The 12,273-nt window shown below is 69.6% G+C and carries 6 protein-coding genes; all 6 read left to right on the top strand.

What is annotated here, in order from left to right; translation table 11 throughout:
* The first annotated feature begins 2 nt into the window (after window positions 1–2).
* Window positions 3–1,544 (top strand): S8 family serine peptidase, encoded by a 1,542-nt coding sequence (locus tag ACFS27_RS27735; protein ID WP_377191205.1) that lies wholly within the window; start codon window positions 3–5, stop codon window positions 1,542–1,544.
* Window positions 1,545–1,569: 25 nt separating this feature from the next.
* Window positions 1,570–4,167, top strand: a complete 2,598-nt coding sequence (locus ACFS27_RS27730) for a CHAT domain-containing protein (RefSeq protein ID WP_377190357.1) — start codon at window positions 1,570–1,572, stop codon at window positions 4,165–4,167.
* A gap of 156 nt (window positions 4,168–4,323) precedes the next feature.
* Window positions 4,324–6,921 (top strand): CHAT domain-containing protein, encoded by a 2,598-nt coding sequence (locus ACFS27_RS27725; protein ID WP_377190356.1) that lies wholly within the window; start codon window positions 4,324–4,326, stop codon window positions 6,919–6,921.
* A gap of 405 nt (window positions 6,922–7,326) precedes the next feature.
* On the top strand, window positions 7,327–7,857 hold the full coding sequence (rplJ, locus tag ACFS27_RS27720; RefSeq protein WP_377190354.1) for a 50S ribosomal protein L10: 531 nt from the start codon (window positions 7,327–7,329) through the stop codon (window positions 7,855–7,857).
* A gap of 81 nt (window positions 7,858–7,938) precedes the next feature.
* Window positions 7,939–8,325, top strand: coding sequence for a 50S ribosomal protein L7/L12 (gene rplL / locus ACFS27_RS27715; RefSeq protein WP_377190352.1), 387 nt, complete (start codon window positions 7,939–7,941; stop codon window positions 8,323–8,325).
* Window positions 8,326–8,720: 395 nt separating this feature from the next.
* Entirely contained in the window at window positions 8,721–12,233 is a 3,513-nt protein-coding gene (rpoB, locus tag ACFS27_RS27710) for a DNA-directed RNA polymerase subunit beta (protein ID WP_377190350.1), read from the top strand.
* Window positions 12,234–12,273 lie beyond the last annotated feature (40 nt).

Below are 12,273 nucleotides of genomic sequence, written 5' to 3'. Positions count from 1 at the left end.
CCATGCCCGAGTCCGAGCTGCGAGTCCGAGACCACGCTGGTGCGTGGTGCCGTGTTCAGGACCTGGATCCTGCGCGGGTCTCTTCGCGGCGCCAGGGGCGGCTGATGCCGACTCGTTACGTGGCGGACCGGCTGATCGTACGGGCGGTCGACGACGTCGAGAGTGACGCCGTGGTGGGCATGGTCCGCGAACGGGCGGCAGCACGCGGGCTGGAGCTGGAAGAGACCGCGTTCGAGGAAGCGGCGTCACGAGCAGATGCGTCGAACTCGCCCGGGCCGCGGCCCGGAATGGCGTTCCGGGTGTCGGCGGGAGAGCAAAGCACGACCGACAGGGACGTGTGGGATCTTCTGGACGAGGTGGCGGACGCGGTCGATGGTGAGGACCGGCGTCGGGTGTCTCTGGACCACGTTCTGACCGGCCATGGGAGGTGGCAGGGGCACGGGCGCCCTGTCGGTCGTGAGCCAGCGGTCTTCCTGGGTCCGGCGCCACGGCGCACGCTCGCGACGGGCGGCTCCCCGTTGACGGCCTCAGATGGCACGGCACGGCCTGTCGTGGCAGTTCTCGACTCGGGGATCGGCACACACCCCTGGTTCGACGAATCCACATCGGTCGTGCTGCGCGGCGCCACGCTCGACGGAGAGCCGGTCGGTACAGGCGCGGAGGACGAGCCTCTGTACGACGCGGAGGTGCGTGGCCGGCGTCGCGACGACGTGGCTTACCTCGATGCCTACGCCGGGCACGGAACCTTCATCGCCGGCGTCGTGCACCAGGTGTGCCCCGACGCGGCGATCATGCCGGTCCGGATCTTCGGTGGCGACGGCCGGGTGAGGGAGTGGGACCTGGCACGGACGCTGGAGAAGCTCCTGGAGTTCCATCTGCGGGGCGTTGCGGGAGCAGACGGGTACTGGCCGGTCGACGTGGCGGTGCTCAGCGGTGGGTTCTATGCGGAGCGGCCCGAGGACGACGAGGACTACGACGGCGTGCTCCGCGGGCGCTTGCGCGACCTTCGCCGGGTGGGCGTCCTTGTAGTGGTCTCCGCAGGAAACGATGGTTCTGCCAGGCCGATGTTTCCTGCGGCTTGGGCGCCCCGTGTCCGGCGGACGCCGGAGGGCGCCGTCGCGCTGAGCGATTCGGACTTGCGCCCTGACTACACGCCACTCCTGCCGGTGACGGGAGACAATCCGGACGGAACGCTGGCTGACTTCAGCAACGACGGCCCATGGGTGATCGCGGCCCGCCCAGGCGCGCGTGTGCTCAGCTCGATGCCAACCACCTTCGACGGTGCCGAGGTGCCTAGGCAGAGTGGGGACGGGTTGCGGCGAACGGTCGACCCCGACAATTTCAGCAGCGGCTTCGGCCTGTGGAGCGGGACATCCTTCGCCGCGCCGGCCTTGGCGGGGGAGCTCGCCAAGGCACTCCTGCACGGTCGCGTTGCCGACGTGTCAGACGCATCCCTGTCCGACTTCTCGTCACGGGTCGCCGCGGCGTGGGATGCCGTCACAAGGGTGAGCGATCTCTATACGGTGAGCCCCGCCTCGGCTTGATCCTTGCTGAGTATCGTGGTGCCGTATGAGCCGAGTGGACTGGGACCTGCTCGAGCGGCGCTATACCGCCGCTCGGACTCTGAACGACCAGAACCAGCCGGTTGGCGCTCTGACCGCATTCCGCGTCCTTGTCGCTGACCTCGCTGTGGCGGACGCCCGCTCTGAGCGTGAGGTCGAGCAACGTTCACGGCTCATGGTCCGGTCTCAGCTTGGTCTCGCCTTGGCGACGTATGAGTGTTCGATGGACGGCGAAGCCACGACATCGGCACTGGACCGGGCAGCTACCGAGGCGGAAGCTGCTCCTGAGTCAATCCGTCGGGGGCTCGTCGGCCTGGTCTCTGGTCAGCGCGGTGTCATTTTGTTGCGCAGCGGGCAGTTCGTCGCGAGCCTCGCCCCGATCTCCGCGTCGCTAGCCGCGCACGACCCGGACGACCTGCGCAGCCGAGCGATTGACCACCTCAACCGAGGGTTCGCGCTGATGCAGGTCGGGCGTATCGCTGAGTCGCTGAAGGATCACGAGTCGGCACACCAGTACGCCGAGGCCGACGGCAACACCCGCACCCAGTCGTTCGCGCTCCACAACATCGGATACGTCCGCCATCTGCTGGGCGACCTTCCAGGCGCTCTGATAGCGATGGAGAAGGCACTTGAGGTCCGTCCGGACGGGAGCACGGCGATCGATATGCTCGGTCGCGCCGAGGCCCTCTTCGAGGGAGGGCTGGTGGCCGCCGCGGACCAGCTGCTCACCGAGACAATCCCCCAGCTCAAGGCGTCGCGGCTTCGCCCCGAGCGTGCTGAGGCCGAGTACTACCGTGCCCGCTGTCTCCTCATCCTGCGCCGGTTCGACGACGCACAGACGCTCGCCGCCCGCTCACGCCAGCACTTTGAGGCTGTTGGCTATATACCGCGAGCGGTGTTGTCCCGGGTGCTCGAGCTGGAGGCTGCGCTCGCCGCAGGCCGACGCAGTGACCGGCTCGCTCGTGCAACCGCCCGCCGACGGGCGGCGCAGGCTCTATCTGCCGTGGTTGAGGGGGACGCCGCTGGCCCGGTCCTCGGGCAGCACCCGGGTCATGCCGCACGCCTGGTCGCCGCGCACTGGCTTGTCCTCGCCGGGAACTTGGACGCAGCCCGGGAAACGCTCCAAGAACTGCCCCGCGGCCTGAAGAGTGCACCCCTGACCATGCGCATCCAGCACTACACCGTTCAGGCAGAGCTCGCCTTTGCGGAGGGAAACCGGCCGCGTGGCCTCCGTGCGGTTCGGAGCGGCGCGAGGTTGCTCGCTGGCCATCGGAGCCGGCTCGGTTCGGTGGAGTCCGTCACTGCGGCAGCGGCTCACGGTGAAGACTTAACTCGAGTCGACGTCGAGACAGCTGTCGCGACAGGTCGTCCTGCAGCCATCTTCGATGCGCTTGAACGAGGTCGTGCCACGTTCGCCGGTGCAGGACGTGTGACGCCGCCCGAGGATCCGGAGGCCGCCGCGCTCCTCACCGAGGCACGCGGACTGCTCGCAAAGGCCCGCGAGCTCGGTGCTTCCGAGGCGAAGGAGCGCGAACGGCTGACTCATCGCGCTCGACGAATCCAGGACCAGGTCAGGAAGCGGTCGTGGCGGCACGCCGGAAACGGGAGCGCGGTCCAGAGCCCGGTCACGGCGCGGGAGATGCATCGCGTTCTCGCAGCGCGCGATGGTGATTCGGTGGTGGCGAACTTCGTGAACATCGGTGGTCGACTTCGCTGCGTGCGGGTGGATTCCCAGGGCGTGACAGCCATTGAGATCGGGCCTGTGGAGGACGTGACTGAGCGCGTCCGACGCTTGGGCGCCGATTTCGCCATGGCCGCCAACGACCTCATCCCGGCGCCCTTGCGCGCCGCCGCCAATTCCTCGCTGGCACGCAACCTCAAACTCCTCGACACCATCCTGCTCGCACCACTCCGTGCCGACGGCGACCTTTACGTAGTGGCCCGCGCGCCCCTGCTCAGCGTCCCCTGGACCGCACTCCCGTCCCGCAGCGGCCTCCGCACCGCCGTGAACTCCTACGTAGCCCGCGGCCGCACCCACGCCCGCCCCAGCGGCAAGCGCCGACTCCTGGCAGCAGCGGGCCCCGGCGTGAAGCACGGCACCGAGGAAGCCCACGCCGTCGGACGCCAGTGGGCAGGCGCAACCGTCCTGACCGGGGAGCACGCCGTCACCGAGCACGTCCGCACGGCCCTGGCCACCCACGACGTCGTGCACCTCGCCACTCACGGCCAGCACGACGCCGACAACCCCCTCTTCGCGAGCATCGATCTCGCCGACGGACCGCTGTTCGCCCACGAACTCGACGGGACGCCGCTGCCTGGCTCGGTGGTGATCCTGTCGTCGTGCGAGGTCGGCGGTTCCACCCAGGTGCTCGGCGGCGAGGTGCTGGGGCTGACCTCGGTACTCCTGCGCCTGGGAGCCCGAGCGGTCATCGCGTCCGTCGCCAAGCTCTCGGACGAGCTCGCCGCCCGCGTCATGCCCCGGCTGCACGCCCACCTGCGTGACACCGACGATCCGGAGGCGGCGCTCGCGGCGGCACTCAAGGACGTCGCTGAGCCGGTTCCGTTGGTCTGCTTCAGCTCGGTCGAAGGGCTTGCCGTCGGGTGACGCCCCGACGGGCGAATAGCCGTCCAGCCGGTCGGCTTCACCCGGGCGCAGGCCCCTGACCTGCGGCGTCGATCCGGCCGGTGACACAGGCCTCCGCACCCCGCTACCGTGTCCCGCCTGACGCCCGCGGTGGCGCCAAAACGGCGAGGGGGCGACATGTGGCCGGAACTTGAGGCGGAGCTGATGGCCGCGCGGGAGCTCAACTCCCGGTCGCGGCCTGGCGACGCCCTGCCCCGGTTCCGGGACGTACTCGACCGGCTTCGGATCATCGACCCCCACGGCCTTGGGCCTGCGAACCATGAACGCTGGGCCGAGGGCATGGTGCGTTCCCTGACGGGGGAGGCCGTTGCCGTCCAGGCGATCGAGGACACGCTCGACAAGCCTCTGGCGCTCCTCGACGACGCCGATGCTCGTGCGGAGACGGCGCCGTCGTCGTCGAGGATGCGGCTGGCCGCCGTCGTCGAGGGGACGCGCGGTCTGCTCCTCCAGCGTGCGGGACGGCAGCTCGACGCCATGGCGGCCTTCGACCACGTGCTCGCGGATCCGACGACGCTGCCGCCGCGAGACTTTGCGGTCGCCCTGCTCAACCGCGGCGCGACGGCGATCGAGCTCGGCCGGCTGGATGCGGCGCTCCGCGACTTCGACGCCTGCTACGAGCGGGCGGCGCGCGCGGACCTGACCGCTGTCGCCTCGCTCGCCCTGCAGAACACCGGCTTTGTGCGGTACGCGCTCGGCGACATCCCGGGCGCATTGCAGGCCATGGCCGCAGCTCGCGCCGTCGACCCGGAGCGGGCCGACGGCGTGCTCGACATCGGCCGCGGCGCCGTCCTCTACGAGGCGGGGCTGCTCGAGGACGCCGAGCGCGTCCTCACCCAGGCGATCTCTCGCATGGTCCTCCCAGGCCGGGCCCAGCACCGCGCGGACGCCGAGTACTTCCGCGCCCGCTGCCTCATGGCGCTGCACCGCTGGGAGGAGGCCCGCATCGGCGCGGCCTTCGCCCGGCGGTACTACGCCGGCGTCGGTCACCCGCAGCGCGCGGCGGTCGCCCACGTCGCCGAGCTGGAGGCGATCCTCCTGCCGGTCCGCCGTGGCGAGGTCCCCGTACCGCACGACGCGCGGGACCGCGCCGAGCAGGCGCTCGAAGCGGTACAGGCCGGCGACGAGGTGGACCCGCTCCTCGGGCAGCACCCGGGTCTCGCCGCCCGGTTCGTCGCGGCGCAGTGGTACCTCCTGGCCGACGACGTCGCGGCCGCCCGCTCCGTGCTCGACAAGCTGCCGGACGGCATGGCCGACGCCTCGCTGACCACCCGGATCCGGCAGCAGACCGTGCTCGCGCAGATCGCCTTCGCCTCGGGGGACCGGGACGCGGGAATCGCCGCCGTGCGGCAGGGCCTCGGGCTGCTCGCCGACCACCGCGTGGGCCTCGGCTCGGTGGAGTCCGTGACCGCCGCCGCCGTGCACGGCGTGGACCTGCAGCGCACCGACGTCGAGGCCGCCACACGGACCGGAGAGCCCGATGCACTGTTCGAGGCACTCGAACGCGGGCGTGCCACGTTCGCTGGGGTGGGCGGCGCGGCCGCCCCGGACGACCCCGCCGTGCGAGCGCTCGTCACGGAGGCCCGCGGCCTCGTCGTCCGGGCCCGCATGCTCACGAGCCAGGAGACCGCGGACGAGCGCGCCTACCTCTTCGAGCGCTCCGGCAGGCTCCTGGCGACCGCCCGTGAGCGCGCCTGGCACCGCATGGGTGCCGACGCAGGCGCTGAGGAGGAACGTCCGGCCACGGTGGCGGACGTGCGCAGCCTGCTGGCCGAGCGCGACGACGGCGCGGTGGTCGCCAACTTCCTGGTGTTCGACGGCATCCTGCGCTGCGTCCGGCTGGACGCGCAGGGCACCAGCACCGTCGACCTGTGCCCACGGGCCGACGTCGCCGAGCGGGTGCTGCGCGCCCGTGCCGACCTCGGAGTATGCGCGAACGACCTCGTGCCCCCGGCGCTGCGCGACGTCGCCCGCCGCTCCCTCACCCGCAACCTCGACGCGCTCGACCGGCTCCTCGTCCTGCCCCTGGCGGCGGACGGACCCCTGTACGTCGTGGGCAGGGACCCGCTCGTCGGTGTGCCGTGGACGGCGCTCCCCTCCCGGCGGGGCAAGCGCACCACCATGCGCTCGTACGTCGCGCGCGGACGGGAGCACGCGCGGCCGGGGGAGGGGCACCGGCTGCTCGCTGCACACGGTCCAGGGGTGACCCTCGGTGCGAGCGAGGTACGTGCCGTGGGCAAGATGTGGCCCGGCGCGACAGTTCTCACCGGCGCGGCCGCCACCACGGCGGCCGTGCGGGAGGCGCTCGCCACGCACGACATCGTGCACCTCGCGACCCACGGCCGGCACGACGCCGACAACCCGCTCTTCGCCTCCGTCGACCTGGCCGACGGCCCGCTCTTCGCGCACGAGCTCGACGGCACGCGGCTGCCGGGGTCGGTCGTGATCCTGTCGGCGTGCGAGGTCGGCGGCTCCTCCCAGGTGGTCGGCGGCGAGATCCTCGGACTCACCGCGGTGCTCCTACGCCTCGGCGCCCGCGCCGTCGTCGCGGCGGTCGCCCCGCTGTCGGACGCCGTCGCCGCCCGCGTGATGCCACGGTTCCACGCCCACCTGCGCGCCACCGACGATCCGGAGGCGGCGCTGGCCGCGGCGCTCGCGGACGAGCCCGAGCCGGCGCCGCTGGTGTGCTTCGGCTCCCTGGAGGGCCTGACCCGCTGACCCGGTGCCGCCCTGCCGCCGCCGTCGGCCCGGTCGAACGTAGGGTCAGTCGCTGCAAGGGCGCTGTTAAGGCGACTGACCCTACGTTCGACGGCGATAGAGCGACGGACCCTACGTTCGGCGGTGTGTGGCGGGCGCCACCCGGCGTCGGTGCGGCACCAGTCTCGGGATCGTGTAATCTACTCAGGTAACCCAAGACCGCCGGTTGTCCGACGCTGCTCTCTTGCAGGGTGGAAGAGGACCGAAGTCCCGCTGAGAGCGGGGGCCTGCGTAGGTGCGAACTCGAGTGCGGCCCTGCCGCGCAACCGAGCCCCGTCGCCTGCGCCGGGGCTCTTTCTCATTTCCGGGGCCCAGCCCGGGGCTCACGCCTCAGGGAACGGTGGTACCACCACCGGAAGGACTGCCATGGCGACGCCGGAGAAGGCAGCCGCTGTTGCGGAGCTCGCGGACAAGTTCCGTGACTCCAATGCAGCCGTGCTGACCGAGTACCGCGGGCTCACCGTTGCGCAGCTCAAGGAGCTGCGTCGGTCGCTCGGCGGCAACGCAACCTACGCCGTGGTGAAGAACACGCTTACGGAGATCGCGGCCAAGCAGGCCGGTGTCGAGGGTCTCGACGCCGCTCTGAAGGGCCCCTCCGCCATCGCATTCGTGACCGGTGACCCGGTCGAGGCTGCGAAGGGACTGCGTGACTTCGCCAAGGCGAACCCCGCTCTGGTCATCAAGGGGGGCGTGCTTGACGGCGCCTCCATGACGGCCGCAGAGATCACGAAGCTCGCGGACCTCGAGTCCCGCGAGGTTCTGCTGGCCAAGGCGGCCGGTGCCATGAAGGCGAAGATCAGCCAGGCTGCTTACGCCTTCAGCGCCAAGCCCGCTCAGGTCGCTCGCGTCATCGATGCCCTGCGTCAGAAGCAGGAATCGGAGGGTGCTGCCGCCTGATCGGGTGGCAGCACAGCAACAAACCCCCTGCTTCTGGCGGGCTGACCGGCCCGCGAAGCGATTACCGAAAGGAACGCCAACATGGCGAAGCTCAGCACCGAAGAGCTCCTGTCCACCTTTGAGGAGCTCACCCTTCTCGAGCTCTCGGAGTTCGTGAAGGCCTTCGAGGAGAAGTTCGACGTCTCCGCGGCCGCCCCGGCCGCCGTGGCCGTTGCCGGCCCCGCCGGTGGCGCGCCCGCCGAGGCCGCCGAGGAGAAGACGGAGTTCGACGTCATCCTCGAGGCTGCTGGTGACAAGAAGATCCAGGTCATCAAGGAGGTGCGCGCGCTCACGTCCCTCGGTCTCAAGGAGGCCAAGGACCTGGTCGACGGCGCGCCGAAGCCGGTTCTCGAGGCTGCCGACAAGGACGCCGCCGAGAAGGCCAAGGCTGCTCTTGAGGGCGCCGGCGCCACCGTCACCCTCAAGTGACTTCTGGCTCCACCGCCTTCGGGCTGGTGTGACGGCGGCCCGGGGCTCGTCCCGGGCGCCGTCCGCCGACTGCAGAGGCCCGCACCCCTCGGGGTGCGGGCCTCTCGTGTTTGCCCAGTTCAGCCGTTGTGTCCGCGCCGGTGCGGATACGCAACGATCCGCGATTATGGGCGTCTCGGCGTGCAGGTACTGGGGCGACTGGACATACTTAAGGGAGATAGGTATGCTAGCGCTTTGCGCCCGCGTGTGCCCTCGACGCCTCCCCCTGCTTCCCGAAAGTCCTGGTTGCATCCCCGCTTGTGGGATGCCCTCCGGCGACCGGTGAAGTCCGGCAGAGCTTCCTGCAGCACCGCAGAGCGTACAGCGTTCACTCGAACTGCAGGGAAGGACCCCTCTTGGCTGCCTCGCGCACCCCTTCAGCTCCGTCCGCCGAAGCCATTGCGAACCGTACCGCTTCCCGTCGCGTTTCTTTCGCAAAGATCTATGAGCCACTCGAGGTCCCCGACCTGCTTGGCCTTCAGACCGAGAGCTTCGACTGGCTTCTTGGTAACCCAGCCTGGCAGGGCCGGGTAGAAACTGCCAAGGCGGCTGGCCGTAATGATGTCCCGGAAACTTCGGGCCTCGAGGAGATCTTCGAGGAGATCTCCCCGATCGAGGACTTCGGCTCCTCGATGTCTCTCTCCTTCTCGAACCACCGCTTCGAGCCGCCGAAGTACACGGCGGACGAGTGCAAGGAGAAGGACTTCACCTACGCGGCCCCGCTGTTCGTCACTGCGGAGTTCGTCAACTACACCACCGGTGAGATCAAGAGCCAGACCGTCTTCATGGGTGACTTCCCGCTCATGACGGCCCGCGGCACCTTCATCATCAACGGCACCGAGCGTGTCGTCGTCTCCCAGCTGGTGCGTTCCCCGGGTGTCTACTTCGAGCGCACCCCGGACAAGACCAGCGACAAGGACGTCTTCTCCGCGAAGATCATCCCGTCGCGTGGTGCTTGGCTCGAGTTCGAGATCGACAAGCGCGACGCCGTCGGCGTCCGCGTCGACCGCAAGCGCAAGCAGTCCGTCACCGTGCTGCTCAAGGCCCTCGGCATGAGCGAGGCGGAGATCCGCGAGGAGTTCGCCGAGTTCCCGTCGGTCCTCGACACGCTCGAGAAGGACCACGTCCACACCGAGGACGAGGCCCTGGTCGACCTGTACCGCAAGATCCGCCCGGGCGAGCCGCCCACGGTCGAGGCCGGTCGCGCGCTGCTCGAGAACTTCTACTTCAACCCGAAGCGCTACGACCTCGCGAAGGTCGGCCGCTACAAGGCGAACAAGAAGCTCGGTGTCGACGCGCAGCTGGCCGAGTCCACGCTGTCGCTGACCGACGTCGTGGCCACGATCAAGTACCTCGCCGCGCTGCACGCCGACAAGCAGGTTCTGTCGGGCATGCGCAACGGCCAGCAGGTCGAGGTCCGCGTAGAGGTCGACGACATCGACCACTTCGGCAACCGTCGCATCCGCGCCGTGGGTGAGCTCATCCAGAACCAGGTGCGCACCGGTCTGTCCCGCATGGAGCGCGTCGTTCGCGAGCGCATGACCACGCAGGACGTCGAGGCCATCACGCCGCAGACGCTGATCAACATCCGTCCGGTCGTTGCGTCGATCCGTGAGTTCTTCGGTACCTCGCAGCTGTCGCAGTTCATGGACCAGAACAACCCGCTCGCCGGTCTGACGCACAAGCGTCGCCTGAACGCGCTGGGCCCGGGTGGTCTGTCCCGCGACCGCGCCGGCATGGAGGTCCGTGACGTCCACCCGTCGCACTACGGCCGCATGTGCCCGATCGAGACCCCTGAGGGTCCGAACATCGGTCTGATCGGTTCGCTCGCGTCGTTCGGTCGCATCAACCCGTTCGGCTTCATCGAGACGCCGTACCGCAAGGTCGAGAACGGCAAGGTCACCGACAACATCGAGTACCTGACGGCCGATGACGAGGACCGCTACATCATCGCGCAGGCGAACACGCCGCTGCTCGAGGACGGCACGTTCGTCCTCGACCGCGTGCTCGTCCGTACCAAGGGTGGCGAGACCAACGACATCCCGGGTGCCGAGGTCGACTACATGGACATCTCGCCGCGCCAGATGGTGTCGGTCGCGACTGCCCTGATCCCGTTCCTGGAGCACGACGACGCGAACCGCGCCCTGATGGGTGCGAACATGCAGCGCCAGGCGGTGCCGCTGGTCCGGTCCGAGGCCCCCGTGGTCGGTACCGGCATGGAGCGGCGCGCGGCTGTCGACGCCGGCGACGTCATCGTGGCGACCAAGCCCGGTGTCGTCACCGAGGTCTCGGCCGACCTGGTGCTCGTCGCGAACGACGACGGCACGACGGGCTCGTACCGCGTGCACAAGTTCGTGCGCTCGAACCAGGGCACGAGCTACAACCAGCGCGTGCTGGTCGACGAGGGTGCGCGGATCGAGGTCGGCTCCGTCCTCGCCGACGGCCCGGCGACGGACGAGGGCGAGCTCGCGCTCGGCCGCAACCTGCTCGTCGCGTTCATGTCGTGGGAGGGCCACAACTACGAGGACGCGATCATCCTGTCGCAGCGCCTCGTCGAGGACGACGTCCTCTCCTCGATCCACATCGAGGAGCACGAGGTCGACGCTCGCGACACCAAGCTGGGCCCTGAGGAGATCACGCGGGACATCCCGAACGTCTCCGAGGAGGTCCTCGCGGACCTCGACGAGCGCGGCGTGATCCGCATCGGTGCCGAGGTCGGCGCCGGCGACATCCTGGTCGGCAAGGTCACCCCCAAGGGTGAGACCGAGCTGACCCCGGAGGAGCGCCTGCTGCGTGCGATCTTCGGCGAGAAGGCGCGCGAGGTGCGCGACACCTCGCTCAAGGTGCCCCACGGTGAGCAGGGCACGGTCATCGCCGTGCGCGAGTTCAACCGGGAGGACGGCGACGAGCTGCCCGCCGGCGTGAACCAGCTGGTGCGCGTCTACATCGCGCAGCGCCGCAAGATCACGGTCGGCGACAAGCTGGCCGGCCGCCACGGCAACAAGGGCGTCATCTCGAAGATCCTCCCGCAGGAGGACATGCCGTTCCTCGAGGACGGCACGCCGGTCGACGTCATCCTGAACCCGCTGGGTGTGCCGGGCCGTATGAACGTCGGCCAGGTGCTGGAGACCCACCTCGGGTGGATCGCCAAGCAGGGCTGGGACGTCTCGCTGGCCGACGACAAGGGCGGGGAGTGGCTGCAGAGCCTCCCCGACGTCGCTCACACGAGCGAGCCGGGCCGCCCCGTCGCCACTCCGGTGTTCGACGGTCTGGAGGAGGTCGCGCTGCGCGGTCTCTTCGGTGCCACCCTGCCCAACCGTGACGGCGAGCGGATGGTCAACGCGGACGGCAAGGCGTTCCTCTTCGACGGCCGCTCCGGCGAGCCGTTCCCCGAGGCCGTCTCGACCGGCTACATGTACATCCTGAAGCTGCACCACCTGGTCGACGACAAGATCCACGCGCGTTCGACCGGCCCGTACTCCATGATCACGCAGCAGCCGCTGGGTGGTAAGGCGCAGTTCGGTGGTCAGCGGTTCGGTGAGATGGAGGTCTGGGCACTCGAGGCGTACGGCGCCGCGTACACGCTCCAGGAGCTCCTCACCATCAAGTCCGACGACGTCCCGGGCCGTGTCAAGGTCTACGAGGCGATCGTCAAGGGCGAGAACATCCCCGACTCGGGCATCCCTGAGTCCTTCAAGGTGCTCCTCAAGGAGATGCAGTCGCTGTGCCTGAACGTCGAGGTGCTTTCGAGCGACGGTGTCTCCATCGAGATGAAGGAGTCGGACGACGAGGTGTACCGCGCCGCTGAGGAGCTCGGTATCGACCTCTCGCGGCGGCCCAACGCCGCCTCCAGCGTCGACGAGATCTGACACCGGTCCGCGCCCGTACACCGGGCGCGGACCTGGACAC

It is taken from the genome of Promicromonospora vindobonensis, assembly GCF_042685865.1.
In the GTDB taxonomy this organism is placed as follows: Bacteria; Actinomycetota; Actinomycetes; order Actinomycetales; family Cellulomonadaceae; genus Promicromonospora; species Promicromonospora vindobonensis.
The sequence above is the reverse complement of the archived record's forward strand: the minus strand, read 5'-3'. Positions and strand labels throughout refer to the sequence as shown.